At 35.6% G+C, this 24,441-nt stretch carries 26 protein-coding genes, 2 tRNA genes, 1 rRNA gene and 1 pseudogene; 15 read left to right on the plus strand and 15 right to left on the minus strand.

Annotated features, from left to right (window positions below; all coding sequences use genetic code 11):
* A 16S ribosomal RNA gene (locus BLP54_RS14655) occupies nt 1-91 on the minus strand; the annotation flags it as partial.
* Nucleotides 92-573: 482 nt separating this feature from the next.
* Here BLP54_RS14655 and BLP54_RS14660 point away from each other — a divergent pair.
* Nucleotides 574-2,841 (plus strand): glycoside hydrolase family 9 protein, encoded by a 2,268-nt coding sequence (locus BLP54_RS14660; RefSeq protein WP_090171116.1) that lies wholly within the window; start codon nt 574-576, stop codon nt 2,839-2,841.
* Between the two features lie 88 nt (nt 2,842-2,929).
* On the opposite strand, the gene BLP54_RS14665 is transcribed toward BLP54_RS14660, so the two are convergent.
* From BLP54_RS14665 to BLP54_RS14690, 6 genes are all read right to left on the minus strand, one after another.
* Entirely contained in the window at nt 2,930-3,664 is a 735-nt protein-coding gene (locus BLP54_RS14665; protein WP_090171119.1) for a PilZ domain-containing protein, read from the minus strand.
* Between the two features lie 19 nt (nt 3,665-3,683).
* Nucleotides 3,684-4,259 (minus strand): DUF6033 family protein, encoded by a 576-nt coding sequence (locus tag BLP54_RS14670; protein WP_090171122.1) that lies wholly within the window; start codon nt 4,257-4,259, stop codon nt 3,684-3,686.
* Between the two features lie 177 nt (nt 4,260-4,436).
* Nucleotides 4,437-5,021, minus strand: coding sequence for a fibronectin type III-like domain-contianing protein (locus BLP54_RS14675; protein ID WP_176754593.1), 585 nt, complete (start codon nt 5,019-5,021; stop codon nt 4,437-4,439).
* A gap of 70 nt (nt 5,022-5,091) precedes the next feature.
* Nucleotides 5,092-5,319 carry a hypothetical protein gene (locus BLP54_RS14680; RefSeq protein WP_090171128.1) on the minus strand — a complete coding sequence of 76 codons (228 nt, stop codon included), beginning with the start codon at nt 5,317-5,319 and terminating at the stop codon, nt 5,092-5,094.
* Nucleotides 5,295-5,528 (minus strand): LytTR family transcriptional regulator DNA-binding domain-containing protein, encoded by a 234-nt coding sequence (locus tag BLP54_RS16420; protein ID WP_090171131.1) that lies wholly within the window; start codon nt 5,526-5,528, stop codon nt 5,295-5,297. Before BLP54_RS16420 ends, BLP54_RS14680 begins: the two co-directional genes overlap by 25 nt.
* Nucleotides 5,529-5,543: 15 nt before the next feature.
* The gene (locus BLP54_RS14690; protein WP_090171136.1) at nt 5,544-5,927 is read right to left on the minus strand and encodes a response regulator; all 384 of its coding nucleotides are present in this window, start codon (nt 5,925-5,927) and stop codon (nt 5,544-5,546) included.
* 1,230 nt (nt 5,928-7,157) lie between these two features.
* Here BLP54_RS14690 and BLP54_RS14700 point away from each other — a divergent pair.
* From BLP54_RS14700 to BLP54_RS14735, 8 genes are all read left to right on the plus strand, one after another.
* The gene (locus BLP54_RS14700; protein ID WP_176754594.1) at nt 7,158-7,937 is read left to right on the plus strand and encodes a ParA family protein; all 780 of its coding nucleotides are present in this window, start codon (nt 7,158-7,160) and stop codon (nt 7,935-7,937) included.
* Between the two features lies 1 nt (nt 7,938).
* Nucleotides 7,939-8,736 (plus strand): hypothetical protein, encoded by a 798-nt coding sequence (locus BLP54_RS14705; RefSeq protein WP_090171147.1) that lies wholly within the window; start codon nt 7,939-7,941, stop codon nt 8,734-8,736.
* A gap of 729 nt (nt 8,737-9,465) precedes the next feature.
* Complete coding sequence (locus BLP54_RS14710) at nt 9,466-10,914, plus strand: replication initiation protein (protein WP_090171150.1); 1,449 nt, start codon at nt 9,466-9,468, stop codon at nt 10,912-10,914.
* Between the two features lie 219 nt (nt 10,915-11,133).
* A tRNA-Pro gene (locus tag BLP54_RS14715) sits at nt 11,134-11,206 on the plus strand.
* 72 nt (nt 11,207-11,278) lie between these two features.
* A complete protein-coding gene (gene pyk, locus BLP54_RS14720; RefSeq protein WP_090171152.1) occupies nt 11,279-12,703 on the plus strand; it encodes a pyruvate kinase in 1,425 nt (474 codons plus the stop codon).
* Nucleotides 12,700-13,407: a hypothetical protein gene (locus tag BLP54_RS14725; protein ID WP_090171155.1), complete on the plus strand. Its 708-nt coding sequence runs from the start codon at nt 12,700-12,702 to the stop codon at nt 13,405-13,407. The genes pyk and BLP54_RS14725 overlap by 4 nt, the downstream gene beginning before the upstream one ends.
* A 126-nt stretch (nt 13,408-13,533) precedes the next feature.
* Complete coding sequence (locus BLP54_RS14730) at nt 13,534-13,839, plus strand: Dabb family protein (protein WP_090171158.1); 306 nt, start codon at nt 13,534-13,536, stop codon at nt 13,837-13,839.
* A 21-nt stretch (nt 13,840-13,860) separates the two neighbouring features.
* Nucleotides 13,861-14,181, plus strand: a complete 321-nt coding sequence (locus BLP54_RS14735; RefSeq protein ID WP_090171161.1) for a hypothetical protein — start codon at nt 13,861-13,863, stop codon at nt 14,179-14,181.
* A 63-nt stretch (nt 14,182-14,244) separates the two neighbouring features.
* On the opposite strand, the gene BLP54_RS14740 is transcribed toward BLP54_RS14735, so the two are convergent.
* Both BLP54_RS14740 and BLP54_RS14745 read right to left on the minus strand, forming a co-directional pair.
* Nucleotides 14,245-14,436, minus strand: coding sequence for a helix-turn-helix transcriptional regulator (locus BLP54_RS14740; protein WP_090171164.1), 192 nt, complete (start codon nt 14,434-14,436; stop codon nt 14,245-14,247).
* The gene (locus BLP54_RS14745) at nt 14,423-14,950 is read right to left on the minus strand and encodes a hypothetical protein (protein ID WP_090171167.1); all 528 of its coding nucleotides are present in this window, start codon (nt 14,948-14,950) and stop codon (nt 14,423-14,425) included. The genes BLP54_RS14740 and BLP54_RS14745 overlap by 14 nt, the downstream gene beginning before the upstream one ends.
* A 252-nt stretch (nt 14,951-15,202) precedes the next feature.
* Between BLP54_RS14745 and BLP54_RS14750 the strand changes: the two genes are divergently transcribed.
* On the plus strand, nt 15,203-15,670 hold the full coding sequence (locus BLP54_RS14750) for an HD domain-containing protein (RefSeq protein WP_090171169.1): 468 nt from the start codon (nt 15,203-15,205) through the stop codon (nt 15,668-15,670).
* 30 nt (nt 15,671-15,700) lie between these two features.
* On the opposite strand, the gene BLP54_RS14755 is transcribed toward BLP54_RS14750, so the two are convergent.
* Both BLP54_RS14755 and BLP54_RS14760 read right to left on the minus strand, forming a co-directional pair.
* Complete coding sequence (locus tag BLP54_RS14755; RefSeq protein ID WP_090171172.1) at nt 15,701-15,898, minus strand: hypothetical protein; 198 nt, start codon at nt 15,896-15,898, stop codon at nt 15,701-15,703.
* 15 nt (nt 15,899-15,913) lie between these two features.
* Nucleotides 15,914-17,503, minus strand: a complete 1,590-nt coding sequence (locus tag BLP54_RS14760) for a Y-family DNA polymerase (RefSeq protein WP_090171175.1) — start codon at nt 17,501-17,503, stop codon at nt 15,914-15,916.
* A gap of 385 nt (nt 17,504-17,888) precedes the next feature.
* Here BLP54_RS14760 and BLP54_RS14765 point away from each other — a divergent pair, with 385 nt between their 5' ends.
* Nucleotides 17,889-18,791, plus strand: coding sequence for an alpha/beta hydrolase (locus BLP54_RS14765; protein ID WP_090171178.1), 903 nt, complete (start codon nt 17,889-17,891; stop codon nt 18,789-18,791).
* A 69-nt stretch (nt 18,792-18,860) separates the two neighbouring features.
* Here the strand turns inward: BLP54_RS14765 and BLP54_RS14770 are convergent, their stop codons facing one another.
* From BLP54_RS14770 to BLP54_RS14780, 3 genes are all read right to left on the minus strand, one after another.
* A complete protein-coding gene (locus BLP54_RS14770) occupies nt 18,861-19,397 on the minus strand; it encodes a 3'-5' exonuclease (RefSeq protein WP_090171180.1) in 537 nt (178 codons plus the stop codon).
* A 39-nt stretch (nt 19,398-19,436) separates the two neighbouring features.
* Nucleotides 19,437-19,760, minus strand: a complete 324-nt coding sequence (locus tag BLP54_RS14775; RefSeq protein WP_090171184.1) for an HAD family hydrolase — start codon at nt 19,758-19,760, stop codon at nt 19,437-19,439.
* Nucleotides 19,761-20,095: 335 nt separating this feature from the next.
* Nucleotides 20,096-20,180 (minus strand) — tRNA-Leu (locus tag BLP54_RS14780).
* 136 nt (nt 20,181-20,316) lie between these two features.
* Between BLP54_RS14780 and BLP54_RS14785 the strand changes: the two genes are divergently transcribed.
* Nucleotides 20,317-21,003 carry a class I SAM-dependent methyltransferase gene (locus tag BLP54_RS14785; protein WP_090171187.1) on the plus strand — a complete coding sequence of 229 codons (687 nt, stop codon included), beginning with the start codon at nt 20,317-20,319 and terminating at the stop codon, nt 21,001-21,003.
* Between the two features lie 406 nt (nt 21,004-21,409).
* Complete coding sequence (locus tag BLP54_RS14790) at nt 21,410-21,616, plus strand: hypothetical protein (protein ID WP_090171190.1); 207 nt, start codon at nt 21,410-21,412, stop codon at nt 21,614-21,616.
* 631 nt (nt 21,617-22,247) lie between these two features.
* Here the strand turns inward: BLP54_RS14790 and BLP54_RS14800 are convergent.
* A complete protein-coding gene (locus BLP54_RS14800; RefSeq protein WP_176754595.1) occupies nt 22,248-23,027 on the minus strand; it encodes a DeoR/GlpR family DNA-binding transcription regulator in 780 nt (259 codons plus the stop codon).
* 151 nt (nt 23,028-23,178) lie between these two features.
* On the opposite strand from BLP54_RS14800, the gene BLP54_RS14805 reads away from it, so the two are divergent.
* Together BLP54_RS14805 and BLP54_RS14810 are read left to right on the plus strand one after the other, a co-directional pair.
* A complete protein-coding gene (locus tag BLP54_RS14805; protein WP_090171196.1) occupies nt 23,179-23,970 on the plus strand; it encodes an HAD-IIB family hydrolase in 792 nt (263 codons plus the stop codon).
* Between the two features lie 244 nt (nt 23,971-24,214).
* Nucleotides 24,215-24,441: pseudogene (locus tag BLP54_RS14810) on the plus strand (UPF0236 family protein); the annotation flags it as partial.

The following is a 24,441-nucleotide window of genomic DNA, read 5'->3' on the forward strand; positions in this document are numbered from 1 at the left end:
GAAGGGATCGTGATAAACTGCTTCGTTCGACTTGCATGTGTTAAGCACGCCGCCAGCGTTCATCCTGAGCCAGGATCAAACTCTCATGTTTAAAAGTTTAATTCCGAATCAGTATAAAACTGACTTGTTTACTTGATATGTAAGAATCAGAGATTCTTACTAGGCAATGATTTTCAAAATCAAGTTTTGAAAATCCTCACCCTTTAATAAAGGTTTTTGTTTCGTCTTAGAAACTAAATGAATTTCAAGGATACATGTTTCATTTTGAAAATGTATTAATTCAAGGTTTGTTTCACTGTTCAGTTATCAATCTTCGTTTGTGCTGTGTGACTTGCTGTCCCTCAGCGCTCGATTATAGTATCATCCTAATTGCCTGGTGTCAACGGATTTTTTATATTTTTTTAAAGTAAATCTATTCTTCTAAAATCATGGTATTGTTGGAATTGTGTTAATAGTTTACTCAATTAACATTTTCTACTCTTGTTATTTCAAAATAATCTTAGGATATCCCATATATATGTGGTATTCTATACAGTATGAGGATTGTGTAAATTAAATAATGGGGGTAATGCTATGAAAACACGTACGTTAAAACCACTATTTGCTATGTCAATGGTAGTCATTATGGCTATAGGTACAGTTGGTTGTGGGGAAAAAGAGCCAACTAAACCTACCGAAGAAACTTCTGAAGAGCAAGCTATCATTGAAGAGGATGTTCCTACGACATCCAATGAAACAGAAGCTGTAGCTCTTGGCATTAATCTTTTGGATAATGCTGACTTTAGTAATGGAACAGACCAATGGTTCACCTATTGTTTCGATGGTGATTGTGAAATCTCAGTAAATAGCGATGGCGCTCTTGATGTGGATATCAAGAAACTTGGTTCTGTAGACTATGGTGTTCAATTATATCACGACGGCTTTGCTTTAGATGAAGGCTGTCAGTATAAGATAGCTTTTGATGGCTATTCTGATGTAGAACGTCCTGTTCAAATGCGATTCCAAATCAACGGCGGTGACTATCATGCATATTATGAAGAGGAAATAAATCTTAGTACAGAGAAGAGTCATTATGAATACACATTTAATATGGAAGAAACATCTGACCCTGCGCCAAGATTTTGTTTCAATATGGGTATCATTGAGGGTATGGATGCTGGCATGAGTGAACATCATATTTACTTCGATGAATTCTCGCTTACTTTAGAAGATGCCTCCGGAAAAGTTTCCGGAAGTGGTCAAATTGAAATCCCAGACATAGCTGTCAATCAAATCGGCTATCTTCCATCTGCATTAAAGACTGCAACAATAAAAGGTTCAGGATTAAAGCAGACTGCAAAACTGATAGATGAGAAAACTGGAAAGTCTGTATTCGAAGCAAAAATAGGCGGTGGAAAGGATGACCCTGATTCTGGAGAAAAGGAGGCGGTTTTTGACTTCTCTTCTATTAAAGAAGGAGGTACATATCATATAGAAGCAGGAGATGCTGTATCGCCTTCATTTAAGATTTCAAAATCTGTTTACGATGACGCTTTAAAAGCTACCATAAAAATGCTTTACTATCAGCGATGTGGTCAGGAGCTTACCGACGATTTAGCAGGAGATTTTGCTCACCCTGCATGTCATACTGAAAAGGCGGTATTATATGAAGATACTTCCAAGAAATTTGACGTATCAGGTGGCTGGCACGATGCAGGTGATTATGGCCGTTATTCTGTGGCAGGTGCAACCGCCGCAGCTGATATTCTTCTTGCCTATGAAAAATATCCAAAAGTATTTGGCGATGATGTAGGTATTCCTGAAAGCGGAAATGGTATTGCCGATGTCTTAGACGAAGCAAAATGCGAATTGGACTGGTTGTTTAAAATGCAGCGTTCTGATGGCGGTGTATACCATAAAGTGACCGCTCGCAATTTCCCTGGAGAAGTGATGCCACAGGATGAAACTGAGGAGCTTGTTATCATGCCTGTCTCTACCACAGCTACTGGTGATTTTGCAGGTGTTATGGCTATTGCATCCCGCGTATATGCAAAAACAGATAAAGCTTATGCTGATAAATGTCTCGCTGCTGCCAAAAAAGCTGCTGATTACTTAAATAAAACTCAACGAGATACTACTGGATATAGGAATCCAGACGATATTTCTACAGGTGAGTATGAAGATACCTGCGATGTTGATGAGCGTTTTTGGGCTTATGCAGAGTTGTTTAAGACTACTGGCGAAAAAACATATGAAGATGCTATGCTAAAAGAAATCCCATCAAATGGCTATTCTTTAGGATGGCAAGGTGTAGCTGGATATGGCGGCTATGCATATCTTTCATCAAAAGGAGCTACTTCTACTTCGAATATAAAGACCGAAGCCAAGAAAATGGCTGATGAAATAATTAATAACTCAAATACGTACGGATATGGTTCTTCTATAATAGGAAGTTATCCTTGGGGCAGCAATCTTACTATTGCCAACAATGGTGAATATCTTCTTATGATGAAGACAATACTTGGGGATAACAAGGTAACTGTGGATAAACAGCTAAGTTATCTTTTCGGAAACAATGCAACTGGATATTGTTTCCTGACAGGATTTGGAACATTATCACCTGAACATCCACATCACAGACCTTCCCAAGCCACCGAAAAGACTGTTCCTGGAATGATTGTGGGTGGACCAAACAGTGGCCTGGATGATCCATATGTGCAAAACGTATTAAAGGATACTCCTAGCGCTAAATGCTACGCAGATAACTCACAGAGTTACTCAACGAATGAAATTACAATCTATTGGAATTCACCATTGATTTATCTGCTTGCTGGTGAAATTTCTGAAGAAAAGAATCAATAAACAAAATAATAGGAGGCGGATTACGAACCGCCTCCTTATATATTTTGACTTTTATAACTTTTTTGACGATATTGACTATTGCGTTAATCTAATGCCATCTAGAAATTCTACCTTCATTCCATCCAGAATCAGTCTCTTTGGCTATTTTCTTGGCTTTGGCAGCTTCTTCTTTTGCTCTGTTTGCTTCAGCCTCATCATGAGTTATTAACTTGGCCATTTCGTACTTATAAACCTTTGAAACCGAGCACCCAAACAATTCGCTGCCATCTTCCTTGAAAACAGTTCGTACTAAACGAGCTCTGATTTTTACATCCCCAAAATCAACATTTATTGGTTCACTAGGAATGATATTAATCCTCCTTTTGGAAAGAATACCAAGACCACCGAAAGACATATCTGCGGTGGTAGCTTCATACATATTATCTCCCTGTGAAATAACGATATATTTTACAAGTGGGTATCTCTTGTATCTTCTGCGTTCAGTCTCATCCCCAAACGCTCGCTTGCACACTATTAAATTCTGTTTCTTACCACGGGCATCTGTGAACGTTGCAACCTTTACATTACTCCAACTATACGCCTTGTGACCGCTAGAGCAGAACAATGTCATTTTATTATGGTTAAAAGTCCAATTAATCTTTACGACTTTTCCTTTGAAGTTGACTCTGATATTTTCGCACCCCACATAACCACAATCACGATAATTGCTTTTTCCCATCGGAAGCGCAACTAACTTAGGGGTAATCGGAATATCTATCTTCTTCTTACCCTTAACTATGCGAATATATGGTTTGTTAGCCGTCGTGATTTCAGATATTCTCATAGGTCACCTAATTGTAATGCTATACAGAATAATCTATTTTTGTTCCAGAATTACCAACTTCCGCCGCAAATTTTTCCCAATCAATTTCATTAAGCTGACTTCTCATGTCATCCTCAGATTCAGCTTCTATCTTCTTACCAGAAACCAATTCTGCAAGGAATTTAATATTGCCATCCCCTAATATATCTATTGTCATCTGCTTAATATAACCAAATTCATCGCTAAGCTTCTTTGATGAGTCTATAGCTGACTCCATCTGGCCAAGTATCTTATTAGAATATTCCTCATCATTTACCATTTTTTCGATTTCATCGCTGGAAATCATAACAGAATACTCTTTATCACTAGCACTTGCTAAGCCATCTTTATCATCATCTTCATTAGCAATAATAAAATCGTAGTCCTTATATTTCTCGCGAAGCTTCTTCAGATATTCCTGTGCCTTTGCAGATAACTTGCTCTCACTGTCATTAATTTTCGTTTCAGGAGCCTTACTTGTTTCTTTAGCATCCTGAGTTTTTTCGTTTTTCTGGGCTCTCTTAACAATTGAACCATACCGGTTTAATGTGTTACCCAATCCGCCAATACCAACCATAATCTATACCTCCTTGTATTATTATCGTTGTCATATAAAGACCTTCTCACATCCATATGCCTAGTCTTCATATCTTATATCGACACATTTAAATATTAATTAATAGCAAAATAAAAAATTTTATAAAAAAAGATGGTCTCCTGCAAAAATACAGGAAACCATCAATTTATTTAAATATTAACCCCACAAACCTTTCATATAATCGCAAACAGTCTTGATTAAGCAACATACCTGCTTAACTACATACTGTACTGTCTTAACAACCTTCTCTACCTGCTGTTTGTGTGCTTCTGCAGGTGTTGGAGTTTGTGTTGCCTCTGGTGTAGGTGTTGGCTCAGGCTCACTTTCTGTACTAATATTTACAGTCTCGCTGAGAACCAGTTCATCCTCTGCCTCTGCTACATAAATTGTACGCTCACTTACGTGAATTGTAACCTCTCTGCTCTCACCTGGCTCAAGATCTTCTACTCTCTGGAAACCAGCGAGCTGATACTTAACAAACTGAACACCCTCGTCGATGCCATCTCTGCTTACTGGAGCGCCTAGATAAATCTGTGCTACATCAGAGCCCTTAACATCACCTGAGTTAGTAATAGTGAATGTTACATCATATCCAACTGTCTCTTTTGTCTTTCCTTCAAGCTTGTCATAATTCTTTGAATCCAGCATCTCTTTCATGTAGAACACCTTGTTCCTGAGTTCATGATTTAGTTTATGAAGCTCTTTTAGTTCTTCCGAATGGATTTTTTTCTCTTCTACCATAGTAATGTACATCTTCTTAGAGTATTTTTCGACAAAAACGAGATCATTGTGTATATAACTATCTCAATCATTATAAAAAGTGTGATAATTCACCATCCCTGTCGCCCATCACCATATTGTGACGGAAATCCTGCATAACTACTGTCATCTCTGACACAGTGACAAAAAACATGAGTAAACATGTTATCGACAAGTCACCTGACTCTCTAACATTCAAGATGCATTCATCATCAAATTTTAAGTCATAAATGTATATTACCATAATGATCTCTACTATGATTGCAGCAAGGTATACCATATGTCCCTCAATAGGCATATATGCTGTAAGTGTTTTAGCAAGAATACTATAAATTTCTCTTTTACTTCTTTCACACGATACTTACTAAGGGGTAAGATTGTTCCGTCGTCCATTACTACTTCGTTGGCCCTTATTTGAAATATGTATTTATAATTCACAAGGTAACTCTTATATATTTGGATAAATCCATAGTCTTGGAGTATATCTATATAGGATGAAAGCCTTCACTTTGTGACATGTATTCCCTGTGTTCCTACTACATGACAATTTTTACCTATAACTTCTATATAGAAAATGTTTGATGCATGAAATCTAAATATCTCATTATTATCAAGCTTAATTTCAAAATAATCATCCTCTAATGTATCTTTCTGCAGCTGTTTGCATAGATCTCCTACTATATCAGATAGTTCCTTGTCCAGATGACTTTTTCTGAGGAAAGAAAAAGGACGTGTTCTGAACGTCCTGTACACAAGCTCATTTCTGCTTGAAACATACACAATATATGTTTCTGAGCACTTTTCACTTAGCCACATCCCCAAATTCAGTCCATCAAATTCCGGCATTGCAATATCTAGAAATATTGCATCAAATTTTTTACACTCCAAACATTAACTCGCGAATCGATATTTGAAATTTTATCATATTAATTTTTTTATTACATTGATTTATTACATAAGGAAAGACTGCCCGCCAGCAGCCTTTCCCAGGGAGAATGATATATGAAAAAGTTTTCTATCGCTCTTGCGATATGTACATATTACATTTCTAAATTGTTCGTGATTTGTTTTCTATGTGAATTCTAGGTGAAGAACTATTTTTTATATCCTTTTTTGGTTTGTTGATTCTTGAATCAATTCGTTCTGCTTCTAATTTATATCTATTAATTTACTATTTGTATGTTGTTTAACCCATAAATTCCCTGCTTTTTTCACGTATTTTTTATTTCTATAATGATATGATTATTTATTATATAAGCATGTGCAATTTGTCATGTTTTTATCCTTGTTGATTCTTTTATCAACTTGTTATTATGATTTTTATTTATAAAAATTTTCGTGATTATACGTATCAACTTCCCAATATCCTGTTCTGGAGATCTTCATAATCATTCTTTTATATTGTAATTTGCTTTTATTCTACCCAGCAGCTTCTTTTTGTTGTAAATTGGGCCTTTTTAGACTCCTGCACGCCATTTTGATTCTTGCAAGGTTCTATTCATTTGTTACGCAATTGTGTTTAGTGTGTGAATATTCTGTTTATTATCTACTCATCAATCTGCCATCTGGGGCATTTTTCTCCCAACTACCGCTCCGTCGTCACTTTCGTCATTTTATACACCTTTTTCATTCTAAAGCATTTCGTCATTTTAGATACATTCGTCTCATTTATCAATTTCTATATTTTTTTTGTTTTTGTCATTATAGATGTTGTTGATATTTTTAACATCTTGTATGTTTAGGGTGCTATAGATGTTATAGATATCTTGAGCATTTATGATGATTATAGTATTATATGTGTCTATAATGTCTTGTTTATTGTAAATGTTTTTTAAATTAAAGATATCTATGATGTTGTTATTCAAACAAATGTCTCTTATGTTTTTGATGCCAATAGCACTATAGATGTTTTAAGGATTGTAAAGATTAAAGAGATATATGACATTTTAAATGTATAAGATATTGAAAGTATTAAAGGAAATTAAAATGTCAAAAGTGTAAAAGATATTGTAAATGTTAAAAAGAATAAAAATATAATTAATTCTTATAATATTTTAGTTGCTTTGAATATAAAAAATGAATATAATAAATACTGTATTAAAAAGGAGAAAATTAACGATGAAAGTATTCGCATTTATTACAGCAAAAGGCGGCTGTGGCAAGTCCAGCCTTACTTTAGAAGCCGCAACAGTATTCGGTAATATGTATGGAAAAGATAAAGTTTTAGTTATAGATTTAGATCAGCAGCTCTCAATTTCAAAGAATTGTGGTGCAGATACAGAAGCTCCAAGCATTTTGGATGTCCTCCAAGGCGATGTTCCCATCATGGATGCAGTGCAGCATAACGATTTATTCGACATTATTATTGCTTCACCAAAACTTGCGAGAGCAGATAACATTTTTGACAGAGCCGAAGAAGATGAATATCTCCTGGCTGATGTATTAGATTTTGCGAAGGATACATACGACTATGTATTTATAGATCCAGCACCATCAAGAAATATCCTTCAGGAAATGCTTTATATAGCAGCAGATTACATTGTAATTCCTACAAGAGTAGATGAGAGCTCATTAGATGCCGTTGTAACCACTGAAAACGAGCTAAATCGACTCACAAACGGAAGAAATAAGAAAAGCCACGCTAAACTCATAGGATACGTTTTAAACGAATATAACAAGCAAACAGCGCTTGGACAGATGGCACTAGAGACATTAGAGCAATCCAGTGAGGAAAAGGATAATAATCCATTTATAGCAACTGTAAGCTCTGCTATCAGAGTTTCAGAAGCCAAAACACTTCACACAGCAGTATGTAGAACAGAAAAATCATCAAAGACAGGTAGAGAAATTTATGCAATTGTTGAGCAAATGCTCGAAAAAATAGGGGAGGATGCATAATATGAGTAAAAGAGATCTGCTTCGTAAAGCAAACGCCGGAAATGCCAAAAATCGTGGCACAGAAGCCGTTTTAAACGAAGAACCTGTTGCTGTTAAACCAGCCGTTACTAAAAGTACCCCTATTAAAAAGCAAATTATTGAAGAAACACCAGCTCCAGCTGTCACTAAAGTTGAAGTAGAAGAACCTAAAGTTGAGCCAATAATTGAACCCGTTATTAAAATAACAAAAGAAGAGCCAGTAGTAGAACCAGTACCTGAAACTAAGGAAGAAAAAATTCAGGATGAAAAGATCGAACAGGCTCCAGAAAAAATTGAGACTTCAAAAACTACAGAAAATGTAGAATCACCAGAAAAGACAGATTCGACAGAAACTATAGAAAAAGCAGAAAAGGTAGAAAAACCAATTCCGTCAGTTTCTACTATTTCGTCAAAATCGTCAAGAATGACAAAACCAGCTATCTCTGAGAACCTTGCTAAATATACAGGTAATAAAATATCAAAGAGTATAATGCTTACCGCAGAAGATAATAAGTTTTTAATAAAGCAGGCCGCTGCTCAGAAAAAACCAATACAAGATATCTTTGGTGAAGTAATGGCTGATGAAATTGAAGAAGTAAAAAAAGGAAATGTGGATGAAGAGCTTGCTGAAACTTTTTTAAAGTTAAAAGCAAATAACGAAAGAAGAAATGTTTTGATTCCAGAAGATCTTTCAATTGCAATTGCAGATACAGCAAGTGAGATTCCACTTAAACAAGGAAAATTTATCTTATATGCTCTTTCAAGAAAAAGAAATGCATAGGAATAGAATGTAGGAAATCCAATTTAGGGTTTCCTATTTTTTTTATCTGTCGAGAAAGAGTATAGTAAATGTAAAGTAATGTATAGAATGTATAGGAGATGTTGAAAAAATCCTTTAAAATCAAGACATGTAGGACTTTTGTGATGGCAAAAAAACGAGTAAATAATGGCAGATTAATGAGAAATGCTGGACATATTGATTAGAAAAGGGTGGCAAATTAATGAGCAAATGGCAGATTGATGAGTTATTTGTGGCAAACAAAGCGCATGCCATAATATGACAAATTGATGAGAAGAAAAAAACATGTAAAATAAGTTCTAGATGGCAAAATGATGAGTGCATAATTAGCGTAAATTCGCTGTTTTTAATTGGAATTATAAAAGAGTGGCAAATTAATGCGCTGCCACTTATGGCAAAATGATGAGTAAATAAAATGAATGAATATGGCAAATTAATGAGTAGATGTGGCAGATTGATGAGTGGATATTGTTATTTTATTCATCAAAATGCCACATGCTATAAATGGCTTAAATTGGGCATTTGTTGCGAGAAGATACTAGAGATGCCATATGTGATGGCAAATTGATGAGTAAAAGTGGCAGAATAATGAGTTGCCATGAGCTGACAAATTGATGAGTAGAAATAAAAGTTATTGCCTGAGGTTCCAATATTAAGTATAATTGTGACGTGGCAAATGAAAAACATGCCACAACAATTAGGGAGAGTAAAATGGCAATAAGAAAACGAGACGAAAACGGAGAATATAGAGAAGTCGATCCAGTAACTGGAAAGTTTATCGATGGCGAATTTCCTTTGGCTAGCAATCTTGGTCAAATAGAACATCAAATGGTTGGCACAAGTCATGGAAGAGTTATTGATACAGATGATACAGATATTGAAGTGATAGATTCTGAAACAGGGCTGGCTGTTATTTCAGAGGATGAAGCTAAGATTAAACAATTTATTAAGGAAGCTATATCTATAGATAATCTTGTTGCTACATTTAATGATAACTCTCATGAGACACTTCTTAAGTTGTTGGCGCTTCAAGATAACAAACATCCTTTGAAAAAGGGTGGAATCGGTATTGCCTATCGTACAGATGCGTTAATTATGCATTGTAAGATGGAATTTACAGCTGATGAAAATGTTGTTTTTGATGCGATTCTTGGCGCGATGTCCTCTTTTCCAGAGAATACAACTTATAGAATAGAGCCATCAAGTTTTGTAAAGTATTCTAGATATAAGAATTCCAACACAATTTATAATACATTTAAAAAAGGTACGGATAAATTAAAGGAAAGACTATTGACCTTTGAAGAATTAGGACCAGATGGGGAAGACGATATAATTGTACCATGGTTCAACATCCTTAGATATCATAATAAGAAGGATAAGAACAATTCTTATATAGAATTTGCACCTTCTGATTTCTTCAAAGATCTTGCATTATGTTCACAGTTGGTGCATGGTGCATACGGAAAATTAGAAGTAACAACTCAGTTGCAGGGTAAGTATACTATAGCTTTATATTGGTATCTGGAAAATATGAAGAGATATAAGGAATATCCTACAGCTACACCTGGTATCTTTGATTTGTCAGTAGAGGAGTTAAAGCATCAGTTTTCGATACCTGAAGCATATAAGAAAGCGGAAATCGAGCGAAGAGTTTTACGTCCTGCGATGGAAAGCATTAATTCTGTTGATGAATGTGATTTTACATTTACATATGAAGCAAGATATGTTGATGGAAAACATGTAGGTTATAGATTTGATATAGCAGAGAAGAACTACATTGATGCTAAAGTTGTTGAAGTTATAGAAGAAAAAGTAAATGATCCGATGGTTGATCAGCTAAAAATGTTCTTTACAGCTTCACAAATTGAGTTTAACGATGAGGAGATTTCCAGAATTTATAATTGCGCAAAGCGAAATAATAAAGATGCTTATTATATGATGCAGATTATTCCTGCATTTAAACAGCGACTTGACAATACTACAATGGAACCAATTGACGATAAGGTTGGTTATTTCTGTAGAATGATTGAACAGGGAACATCACCTAAGACAACTACTCAGTCTAGCCAACAAAAGGGCAAGCCTGGATTTACAAATTTTAGTCAAAGAGACGTAGATATGGCTGAGCTCGAAAAGGCCATGTTTAATAAAAATAATTAAATAAGTTAAATAAATAAGAGCGACAGATGAAATCTTTCTGTCGCTCTTATATTTTTGCTGAAGGAGATAAAGTCAGCTGTTAGATACAAAGATAAGATTTGTCGAATTATCAGAAATCAATACACAATCAACGTAATAATACACACTTTTATAAAGGCCGTCAAATAAAACAGTAGATTACGAATCATCAAAGTGAGATAATACTCGTATGTAATAATTCGGGGTGTGGCTCAGTTGGTAGAGCGCCGCGTTCGGGACGCGGAAGTCGCGAGTTCAAGTCTCGCTACTCCGATTTCATAAAATTACCTACTAATTGTGATATTATTAGTAAAAATGAGGGGGAAAAGATTAGGGGTAAGTAACAATGATAGATGTATTTGGGACGCTGGGGCCTAGTTGTTCAGATGAAAAAATCTTAGAGGCCATGTTTCGTGAGGGAATGACAGGCATAAGAATAAATTTATCTCATGTTATGTTAAGAGACTGTAAGGAGCAGATTGAGACAATCAAAAGAGCTGCAGCAAAAGTTGGTATTGATGCAAAGATACTGATAGACATGCAGGGACCAGAGCTTAGAATAGGCGAAATAAAAAAGCCTATATCCTTAAATGAAGGACAGGATGTCAAACTTGGAAGCGGAGGAATCCCTATTGAACCAATAATCCTGGAAAGCATTAAAAATGGAATGGATATTCTGTTAGATGATGGAAAGATTCTGGTTAATGTTAAAGAAGTAACAGATAACTATGCGGTTGCTGTTGTAAAAAGAGGGGGCGTCTTATCTTCAAAAAAGAGCATATTGCTGGTTGGTACAACAATCAACATGCCTGCAATGACTGAAAAGGATATTGAAAATATTAGTATTGCCCAAGAGTTAGGGATAACTGGAGTGATGCAGCCTTTTGTACGAAGTCGAGATGACTTAATGGATGTTAGGTACACACTTGAAAACTGCGGTGGTAAGAATATTAAGATATACGCTAAGATTGAAAATATGGATGGCGTAAAGTCGCTTGAATCTTTTATGGATGCATGTGATGAAATAGTAATTGCTCGTGGTGATTTGGGAAATTGTATGTCACTATGGGAGCTACCAAGAATACAAAAACAGATTTCGCATATTTGTAATAACTATAAGAAGCCGTTTATGGTCGTAACTCAGATGCTCTCATCGATGGAACATAGTAAAGTTCCTACAAGAGCAGAAGTAAGTGATATTTATAATGCAGCATTGGATGGGGCAAAATCTTTAATGGTTACCGGTGAAACAGCAGCTGGCGAATATCCAGTTGAGGTTATTCGTTATCTTAGAAATACCATGGCAGAATGTCATACAAGAATAATAGATGAAAATATATCTTTAGTTCCATATTACAGGAACGATGAAGTATCGCTACATTGGTATCAGGATCCAGATGTATGTAAGCAAGTAGATAATATTGATTGTGTATATGACCTTAATAGACTACATGCTATGTATGATTATCTTGATGCCCATGGAAACTGTTATTATATAAATTATGATGGAACATTGGTTGGAGATGTATCTCTTTGCGATAACGGCGAACTGGCAATAGTAATATGCAAGGAGTATCAGAACCAACATATTGGAAGACAATGTATTGCAAATATGATTGAACTTGCAAGAGAAAAGGGAATGGAGAAGGTAAAAGCCAAGATTTATTCATTTAATACACAGAGTTTACGCATGGCCCAATCACTAGGCTTTCAGAAGGTTGCAGGCGAATGGTATGAATATGAGTTTGTAATAAAAGGAGAAGCGGGATGAATAAGGGGTTAGGAGCAACAGCAAAAAGAAGTAGAATAGCGAACTACATGGATGCCTTTCCAGAAGAGTTTGAAGTTCTTGAGGACAACCTTGGGGGAAGTGAGCCATCTATTAGTCTTCAGACGAAAACTAGAGAGATTAGTTTATCATGCGATAATCAGGGAAAGGTAATCGAGGAATTCCAAATGCGTCAGGGTGCTGACTCTAAGGAGGAATATCTAATTAAGCAAAAGGCATATAATGCTATTAATGGATATTACAATGATTACTATACAGGTGCCAAAATCATAAAGAATTCCTTTGATGAAGGTGAACTTAAGCTTGAACTTGATGACAGGACTGTTACTTTGACTTATGATGCAGAGACGGATAGTGTTGAAGAGAAGGACCGGGCTAAGCGCAAGCAAAAAGAAGAACCTGAATACAAACAACTATCATTATTTGATTTACAAGAACCTACTAGTTCTTCACAAACAGAATCAAAATCCGAGTCAAAAACAGAACCCATGCCTATGCCTACTAAGATACAATCAAAAGCAAAAAGCTATGATAAATGGGCTGACGGAGTCGTTGTAAAGAATGTTTGCAACAATAAAAATTATAAAGTTAAGCATGACAACGGAAATATAATAGAAGTGTTTGATAATGAACATGGTTATTTGATTATGGCTAGGGCCGATCTTAAGGTAGTAGATGAGTTTTAGACGTAAATAATTGGCACAAAAAAACTGCTTAATTGATAGATAAATCTAACATTTTACTAATTGCGTAAAATGAAAGGTTAGTGGTAAACTATTCGTTAGTTTAATTTTAGGAAGAGAGTAGTACCAATGGTTAAGCAAGTTATAGTAATGAGCCTTCAGGACAAATGCTTTGGACCAAATCTGGAGACAATAAAGAGTAATATGAAGACCAGACTTGAAGCATTAAATGGACAGATTGATGGCATGCGTAGTTTGGATGTTTATGCGGACTGCCTTACAACATCAAATGCAGATATTTTCGTTGAAATCGTTTTTGAAAATGAGGAAGCTCTGAAGAATTTAAAATCAAATGAAGAGTATAAAGAAGCAACTAAAGATGTAGTTGTTCCATTTGTTGATAATAGAACACATATTGAATTCGCATTATGTTAATAATGCTTATGAGGTCAAAATATGGGGGAAAATTTTGATACTAATAATTCAGATATAAGAAAAGCTCTGGAGGCTATTGAGAAAAACAATAACAAGGGAGAGCTTGATATGAACGTTTCGGCTGTCTGTCAGAATGAGAATGGAGAGAAGTATGCGTTTGTTACATTTTCTGACGGCGTTAGAGAGGCTGAAGGTTCTATTCCAAAGTGCAAAATTATTAGGAATCAGGGATTTGCTGATATTGAGATTCAGCAATTGGAAAAATATATGCGTGATAATCTCACGCAATTGAAAAAAATGGCAGCGGGAGTTGATATTTTTTCCGCATTTTTAGAGTCATAATAATAAAAATATAAGGGAAGCAGTCAATTGATTGCTTCCCTTGTTTTTTGTTTCGAAATACATTTATTCCCAAAACAAATCATTTAAAGTTGAATCTAAAGCTTTGCAAATAGCGATACATAGGCTGATAGTTGGATTATAATCTCCTTTTTCGATAGCATTTATTGTTTGACGAGATACTTGGCAAATTTCAGCCAATTGCTGTTGGGACAGATCTTTGCCAGCTCGAGCCGCCTTCATTTTAAGATTCTTCATTTGAATCACCTCTCTTGTCCAGTGCAGATTTAATTAACATAGTGACAAGAACTGCAGCAAAGCTTACTACAATCAAGATGTTAAGCGCTACGCCAGTAGCAAATCCATCGGCTGTTAAACCTCTTTCAGATGAATGTAAAGCACAGTAGAGGTTAGCAGCAATTACAAAGATAATTATAAAGATCCATTTTTTTGGATTCTGACCTACCTGTAAATAGGCATCGTTGATAATGCAATAGATTGAGTAAACAACAACGCCTATAAAACCGATAGTGAATACTGCAAACTGTGGTGAAACAATATCTTTAAGGAATCCATATAATCCACCGTAAAGGAAAAGCATGATGAGCATAGTCATTGTTGAGTACTGATAGCCTTTTCCTCTGACTGCCATTTGTCGTTCATCGTAATGCTCTGACTTTGATTTGTATTTACTTGCAAATAAAAAAGATGCGAATATTGCTAAAAAAACTAAAACTGCTCCAACTGTTGCTCCTAAACTTCTTGCGTCCATATTACCCTCCATCTATTAGGACTTTGCCTAATTCATAAATTTTGTTTTGTTAAAATGTTTCTTGTCAGCTGATAATTGTATAATAATACCTTAATGACAAAATGTCAACTATATTTTACAAAATATCTCATTTATTTTTCTCTTTGTCACCTTTCTTTGAAATAAAGAGTGTTGAAGTTAAAATGAGTATTATATATAATCAACATATAGTTATTAGTGTGTCGTAAATATTCATAACAGGGGGAAAGAGTTATGAGTAGATTAAAGGAACTGCGTTCCTATGTTGACGCTGAGTTAAGCTTGTTGCAGGATGAAGAAAAGAAGATAAGTGCTACCGCACATCTTTATGGAGTATCGCTTGTAGCTACTATACTTGCGAAGAGAAGGGGGATAGATTCAGAGCTGTCGGCCATGGCAGGTATGCTTCATGATTTGTATGCTTATAAAAATGGTACTTATGAAGATCATGCTCATCAAGGTGCGGGGATGGCAAGAAACATCCTGGAGAAGCTAGATCTTACAACAATGGAAGAAACAGATGCAATATGTTCAGCTATCTATCATCATGACGATAAATTAGTGGTGGATTCACCGATGGATGAGATATTAAAGGATGCGGATGTTATTGATCATTGTTTTAAGGATTTGTCAAAACCTGTAAAGGAAAAGGAACAAAAAAGATTTGAAGCACTTTGTAAGGAATTAAAAATTCAGCTGTAGTGCTAGTAAGACATGGGCGCATCGGATTAGCTATGGTCTATTTGTTTGATTGATTTCTTCATTTATCATATCTTCATAGCCGGTAAGCGCTGCAAAAGGCGCAAACTGGGCTGCCCTGTCATAAAGACTCATGTGTGGATGAGTCTTTGACTGGTGATGTGGCATATCTATTATATCTCCATATATTCTTCGAGCCTCGGGCTCTCTTTTTTTTGTTTTTTTATTCAAATCGGTTCCTCCTGACTATTCACCCGAAGAGTGGCCACCAACTTGTTTATTTCGTTTCATTGTCATGGCACCATCCTGAAGGTTCATACCTTTTAAAACGGCATTTTTGCCAAATTTATCATGAATGGCAAGCGTTGCCTCCTGAAGCTTTCTTTCCTTTTCGTCAGCTGCAATTTCCACTTCTTTTTCTTTTTCCAATGCAGCATAATCTGTAAATAAATCCATTTGGAAAGGCGCATCATCAGGGATTTCCGTAGCAGGAATCAGATTACAAGCTACTACGTTGATTCTCCTAATCAAAAGATCTGGATTTATTATTTCATCATAAAGGTCTACCATGACATCCATTATGCGAGATGTTGAGCTAGTCCATCTATCAAGGTTACCCGTTCCATGGGCATGATAAGGTAGAGGTCGACCAAAGTGATCTGTAGTGACCTTTCCGGAGTATCTTTTCTTGGTTCCAGCAATGATGAAGGTGGAATCATTAATACTTTTACCCTTATGGTTATATTCGAGGCTTTCTCTATCATAGCCAATTGTTAGCTCTATCTTTTTCGTGACCAGATTTTTTCTAACAAGGTCTAAGACCAGAAGCTCTGTCATTTCTTTTACAATCAATCTGGCTTTATCGGCAGGATATGGTTCCATAAGGACTTGACCGCTGGAAATGCTGTTTGTTTGAGGCTTGTAGCTTTTAATAGTAGAAATCTCTGTAGGCTCCCAGCCCCAAGCATGATCAATAAGAAGCTCTGCATTTATACCAAGTTCGCGGTATAGTAAGTCTTCATTAACTACGCTCATTTTGGCAATATCACCCATGGTGTATATTCCAAGCTTGGCAAGTCGTTTAGTAATGCCTGCACCTACGCGCCAAAAGTCTGTCAAAGGTCGATGACACCATAGAAGTTCACGATATGTTTTTTCATTAAGCTCTGCAATTCTAACGCCATGGTCATCTGCAGGTACGTGCTTTGCCACGATATCCATAGCGATTTTGGCAAGGTACATATTGGTGCCAATGCCTGCGGTGGCAGTGATACCTGTTTCTATAAAGACATCATGTATCATTTTCATTGCAAGTTTATAAGCACTGCAGGAATATATATTTAAATATCCGGTTACATCAATAAAGCATTCGTCAATAGAATATACGTGGATATCTTCGTCTGATACGTAGCGTAGATAGATAGAAAAAATCTTTGTAGAGATTTCCTCATATCGCTTCATTCTAGGTGGAGCGACAATGTATGAAAGTTCTAAAGAGGGATTATTCTCTAATTCGATGGCATCAGAAGATGAACCAGTAAACTGATATTTTCCGGTAGTGGGATCTTTAGGAAGACATCCTAATTTGATGGCATCGTTTAAGCGCTGTGTATTTACCTCTTTTACCCTTTGAATTACCTCAAACAATCTGGCTCTGCCGGAAATTCCATACGCTTTTAGTGATGGACTTACTGCAAGGCAGATGGTTTTTTCTGTTCGAGAAGGATCAGCTACTACAAGATTTGTTGTAAGTGGATTGAGCTCCCTGTCATGAAGCTCGCAGGAAGCATAGAAGGATTTGAGATCAATTGCTATGTAGGTTCGGTTCTTTTCCATGGTTCCCATCCTTTAAAACGAAAATTTGTTCGATACAAATAATATACACCCATTGTTGAATCTTTGCAATTGGTTGCTAGAATCCATTTCAAGTTAGAAAAAGCAAATGCTTTTGGAGGTGGGTTTATGGTAAAGAAAATTTTAGCATCTGTATTAACATTAGTAATGGCAATGTCAATTTTCACATTTGGTGTTTCAACATATACATGAGTTTAGCGCCTTCCATTTGGAAGACTACACTCCAAAGCATGCGCCTCTCGAAAGGGAGGCACTTTTTTGTGCGACGGGTGGATTATTTTGGTGTTGTATTTTGAAAATTTCATGATAGAATTCTTTTTCTGTGCGTAGAAATATTTTTTATTAATTTAGAGGAAAAGAACGTAATATGGCAATTTTAATAACAATCTTATTAGTTTTATATCTTTCAATCTGTGCGATACTTGCAAGATCAATGGGAATAGTTAATTGCATTGATCCCCAAAAGGCATATCAGAAAGAGAATCGCAGACATTTTCTTGATGGCTATAAGAAATGGGAAAGTGAAGAATACATAATAAAATCTTTTGATGGATATGAACTTCATACAACCTATATTCCTGCAGAGGTTCCATCCAAAAAATTTGTTATCCTGATTCATTCATCAACTTACTGTAGGATTGGTGGAATCAAATACTTTAACATATTCAGAAAAATGGGATATAACGGTGTTCTGTTTGATCTTCGTGGACATGGTGATAACAAAAAGTCGCCATCAACGTGGGGAATAAAGGAAAGTAAGGATCTTCTCAGTGTAATAAATGATACTGTTAACCGTTTTGGAGATGATATTATAATTGGTGTACACGGTGAGTGTCTTGGAGGTGTAACTGCCCTTACAGCTCTTAAGTATCATCCAAATATCTCTTTTGTTGTTGCTGACAGCTGTTACAATTCACTTTATTCTCTTCTTTGCAAGCTTGCTCAGCAGGTAGCACATGTATCGCCTGTACTTTTTGATCCAGCTGTAATATTTTTCAAGCTTATGTTTGGATTTTCTTATAAAAAGATTTTTACAAAAGACAGCCTTGGCGGTAACATGGTTCCAATATGTTTCATTCAGGGCGACAGCGACTGCGTTGTACCTGTAAATGATACTAGAGAATTAGGAAATGCAACTAAAGGTTTTACTGAAATGCACATATTTGAAGGTGCAGATCATACACGTAACATCCTTGCAGATGCAGAGCGTTATGAGGAAATAATCAAGAACTTTTTGTATAGGGTTAACTTTTTGGAGCTTTCAGCATAAATAATTAAGTTGTAATCACATTAAAGAAGTGGAAGAGCGCATTACATTATCAATCCCTATATCTGTTGGTTATTTATTAAATGAGCAAGTTCTAATTGTACCTTTAATATCACCACCATCTTGGAAGTATCGTAAAAGTATTTCTGCACAGGCGTGACTATCACTGTCTGCTTGGTGGTGATTCAAGCATATTCCGTAATAATCACATAAATCATTAAGCTTATGACTGATGCCTGGAAGTAATTGCCTGCCCATAAGGACAGTGCAAACATATCTAGCATATGGCTTCCATTCAATGTCATAGTCATGCAAGCATTTCTTTAAAACATTCATATCAAAAGAAGCATTATGAGCGACCAGCATTCCACTGCTCATAATTGGTTCAATCTGTTCCCATAATTCTGGGAAGGTCGGCGCATCTGCCACTTTTTCTTCATTGATACCGGTTAATTGAATATTGAAAGAATCGAAGCGAGCTTCTGGGTTAACCAAAGAAAAGAACTCTTCAACAATTTGGTTATCTTCAATGACACTGATACCTATAGCGCTCATACGATTGTTATATCTATTAGGCGTTTCAACATCAAATACCACAAATCTGGACATTTCTTTTCCTCCCCAAAAGTATGATTAGTCATGTAGATATTATATAGCAAAAGCCTCCAAAGAAACATTCCTATCGTCTATATAAATATCACATGTAATCTTTCTAGAATTATTACCATAGAGCTCCACTATCTCTGGAAGGTTATCATTGATTGCATCAAAAGTAAGGCCTTGCTCATTACACCATTGCAAAGCATCATTTAAAGCCTGTCCTGCTCTGCAAGTCCATAGTATTAGCTTGTTACCGGCAGCTTGCTCCTTAATTAGATAATCAATAAGAGGCCTATTTGGTTCGCCAAGTGCAGGCCAGTTGCTGTAGCATAAAGTACCATCAAAATCTACGGCTATAATTTTGTAATTCATAGGCGACCTCCTTTTAAAACAGAACATATATTCTCGAACATTTGTGTGTATATAATATACCCGAGGAGCGCATTTGTAAACCGAACAAATTATTAAATTTTTTTGTTCGATTTTTGAAAAGCCATTAATGAATCTATATAATATAGAAAGTAGACTAAATCGAAAAATCGCCCAATTTATTGCAGATAATATTTAACTATATATGAGTATCAAAGGGATATAATGTAAGTGGAGACAAAAGGAATTAATAGTAATCAATTAAAGGGGATTGCCCTAATTGCGATGACATAAAAAATGGCATAAAAAAAGATGATGAAAACTCATCATCTTAATCATGCGGAAGGCGGGACTTGAACCCGCACGCTCGCAATGAGCACAAGATCCTTAGTCTTGCTCGTCTGCCAGTTCCGACACTTCCGCATATGCGTGATGTCTCGCGCAACGAAATAAATATTATCATTCAAATACGCACATGTCAACATCTAGGGAAATAATAAAAATATTTGTAAAATTCAATCTTTTCTAGGGTTGAATATTTAACTAACAGGGGGAATCTATGGCAGATAGAAAAACAGAAATAAAAAGTGCTTATAAAAGTTTGGGGAAAGCACATAGTTTTTATGATGGAATGATGACCTGTAGCACGTTAATAGGTAGGTTTGTAACAAAGCTTGTATGGAATATGGACCGAGAAGACGCTTTGGAATATCAGGCTAGAGCTTTTGAAATGATACCAGCAGATTTCAACGGCAAACTGCTAGAAGTACCTGTAGGAACTGGGGTACTTTCAATGCCAATATGGAAAACACTACCCAATGCCGATATAACTTGCCTAGATTATTCCGAAAACATGATGGCATCAGCCTCACAACGAGCTGATGAAATGGGAATAAAAAACATTTCGTTCTTACAAGGTGATGTGGGTAATCTCCCTTTTGAAGACAATACATTTGATGCTGTGGTTTCTCTAAATGGATTCCATGCTTTTCCAGATAAAGAAGCTGCTTTTAGGGAAACGTATAGAGTCTTAAAACCAGGAGGCATTTTTACAGGATGTTTTTATGTTGAAGGCTCAAACACACACACTGATAAGATGATTAACCGATTTTATATAAAAAGTGGGTTCTTCACTAAACCTTTTGATACAATTACATCTCTAGAACAGAGACTAAAGAAGTTATACCATGATGTAACCGTATCTAATGTTGAGAGTATTGCTATTTTTCAGTGCAGAAAAGGTTAATTATTTCTTATTTAGGTATGTAGAGGGAGAATCAATATGGCATACAATCATACTGTACAATATTATGAAACAGACAAGATGGTGTTTTAGTATTTACTGGTATATCATCACATGCATTTCTTGACGTTGAAGGAAAAAATTTAAAAATAAATACCGCTTGACTTTTACAACTAGTGAGATACAATTCAATTGCGCACAATTGGTAATAGTTAAGAGGTTATTTTTATGAGTAATTTATCAGCAACAAGAAGAACAGCCAGCTTTATTTTAAAAGCAGTTGTGATAGTATCTGCACTTTTGGGTACATTCCTTTGTACTTAGTGATGTATTTGACATCAAAAAGAAAAATGTTTTCTACGTAATCATTCCACCAATTCTCTATGCAATTTATGCAGGAATAGGATATGTGCAGGGATGGCAGTTTGCTGAAGGCATTAATTACCCTTATTTCTTCCTGAACTGGGGAAGTAAGGCTGGCGCCATAGGATTTACAAATGAGCTTCCATTTATGGGTACAGTTTGGTGGATTCTAGCTCTTTTAGTTTTCTTAATTATCGTTGGAAGAGTGTATTTGTTGCTAGTTGAATTTTTTAAGAAACGATATGCAAAATAGGAGGAATTAAAGGCACTAAGGGCTTCTATTAAGAAGCTCTTTTTATAGAAATATGGGTTAGACAAAACTAACTATTGGCGATATAATAAACATGGAGATTAAAGAAATAGAGGAAGTACTAATCACTCTAATGGAGAAAGCTCATTTATTACAGAACAAATACCTGACGAGAATATGCTTGTAGCTGCTATTGGAGAAACGGGATACACAGTACAATCAGTAAGTTCAGAGCCCTATAAAAAGAAATTCTTGGGATTGTTCTAAAAATTTCTGGGGGGGGGATATGTTGTAAATACATTCTGCCATGGGTACAATTGGACAGGCAAGAAAGTCATGGCCTTTGCAACTTCTGGAGGAAGCAGGATTGGCAAAACAGCTGAGAAACTTCAGCCATTATGTTAATGGCGCGGAATCTATAGATGCTAAACTTGTATTTAATGCTTCTGAAGTAAAGGATTGGTAGAATAAATGAAATTTATAGAACTCTTTACTAATGATTTTAAGGGCATTTCTAAAATGTCTCACATGGCAACAGAGATTGTTCGTGAACATTTTGATCCGATTATTGGCAAAGCGCAAAATGACCTTATGATTAGTCTGTTCCAAACAGAAGAATCTATCAGTAAACAGCTTAAAATTGTGTTATGTTTAGATTTACCTTTTCTTTTAATATATTATATTGATCCTCATCGGAGATATCAGAGTCTGTGATAATAGTATTAAAGTCTTTGATATCTCCGAACTTTTTCATGGTATGTTGCCCGAATTTTGAGTGGTCAACAAGAAGAATATTTTGCTCAGAATTTCTCATAACTACCTGTTTTATTGAACAATCCATTTCTGTGCTGGTCACACCATAATCTGTATCTATAAAGCCTGTTCCTAGAAATGCAGAATTAAAATGAAAATTTGAAAGATATGTCATAGTATCCATATCCATAGGACCGCCGTTTGAGTCCTGATATTTACCAGGAGCTATGTATAATGTGACATATGGATTGTGAGAACACTCATGCATTACAGCCAATGAGCTTGTTACAACGGTGTGATGCAAAGGTGGAAGATATCTAGTCATAAGCAATACTGTGGTACTTGGATCTAGATAAATTACATCGTTTTCTTTGATAAATTCTACAGCGCGGCGGGCAATTGCGGCTTTAGCTTCGAAAAAGCTTTCTTTTCGCATGTCAAAAGTGTGTATAACTGAGCTTGGATGCCTGATAGTAGCACCTCCATAATGAGTAATAAGTATTCCCTGTTCTTCCATTATATGTAAGTCTCTTCTGATAGTCATATCAGACACACCAAATTTTTGTGATAAATCCTTTACATTTACAGTAGTCTGTTCTTTTAACAATTCGTAGATAGATTCACGGCGGCTTATTCCATTATTTTCATTTATCTGTTTCATAGAATGCTCCTTCAGATGATAAAATGTTATATTAAACATAATTATACCACAAAACTCCACAAATCAAACAACATCGAACGTTATATCATGTTAATATATGTGCTATTATCTTTTTGCAATCGAAAATATAAAATACTGTTAGGAGATAGCAATGTGTAAGAAAAAGTATTTGTTTTTTGATATCGATGGCACACTGGCTGCAGGAGGATATGAAAATTTCTATATTCCAGACTCAACTGTTACAGCGCTGCAAAATCTTAAGAAGGCTGGTCATTTTCTGTGTATTGCAACAGGCAGAGCTCAGGCTCTTGCAGTTGATATAATGAATGAATTAGGTTTTGAAAATATGGTAAGTGATGGAGGTTATGGTATTACCATTAACAAAACTCTATTAGGAATCAAGCCACTTCCAAAAGAAAACGTTGTTACTTTAATAAGAGAATGTCAGGAGAAAGGATATCCATGGGGAATTCAACCTGAAAATTCAGCTGTAAGATATGTTCCCGATGAGCGCTTTAATGAAATCGCAAAGGATACGTATATGGAACAAAAGATAATTAATGGATTGAATCCTGAAGATTATGAACATATATATAAAGCATATGTAGCCTGCAGAGTAGAAGATGAGAAAAATCTCAAAGCACTGGAAAATCTTCCTTGTTGTAGATTTCATGAAAGTTATTTGTTTATTGAGCCAAGCTACAAGTCTGTAGGCATAAAAAAGGTTATGGATTATTTTAATGCTGATTATAGTGATGCTGTTGTTTTTGGTGATTCTGGCAATGATATTTCAATGTTTACAGATGATTGGACAAAGGTTGCCATGGGAAATGCTATTCCTGAATTGAAGAAGCTTGCAGACTATGTGACTTCCGACGTTGATAAAGATGGAATTTACAATGCCTGCGAGAAGCTGGGATTATTTGATTCTGTTGCTTGTTAATACCTTTCAGCGTGATCTCGGTAGAGAGCGTTATGGAAGGTATTAATATAAATCAAAGAATTAATTGTCGATTGACACATAATATATAAAATACAAAATTTACTTAAGCTCGCATTTGCGGGCTTTTTTATCAGCTAGAGTAAACTTTTAGTCGGAAAAAATAGAATAAATACAAAAAGAACATCCTTCTTGTGATAAGGTTATGGTTTGCGAAAAAAACTTTATCAAGGGAGGATGTTCTTTTATGCAAAAGAGTATACAGTATTTTGGAGAAGTGTGCATTCAAAGATTTTTAGAAATACAAAAAGAGTTATATCAAAACCCAAAAGATTTAGCTGAGTTTATACTAAATGTTGAAAGTGAGGTAAGGAAACTGGGCCGTATTTTTATTGAAGAGACACTTGAGGAAATGGATCAACTTATACGTGAAAGTGATAAAAGAAAGAAACATTGGGTGGTTGAAACACATGA

The sequence above is a fragment of the Pseudobutyrivibrio sp. 49 genome, from assembly GCF_900100545.1.
Classification (GTDB): domain Bacteria; phylum Bacillota; class Clostridia; order Lachnospirales; family Lachnospiraceae; genus Pseudobutyrivibrio.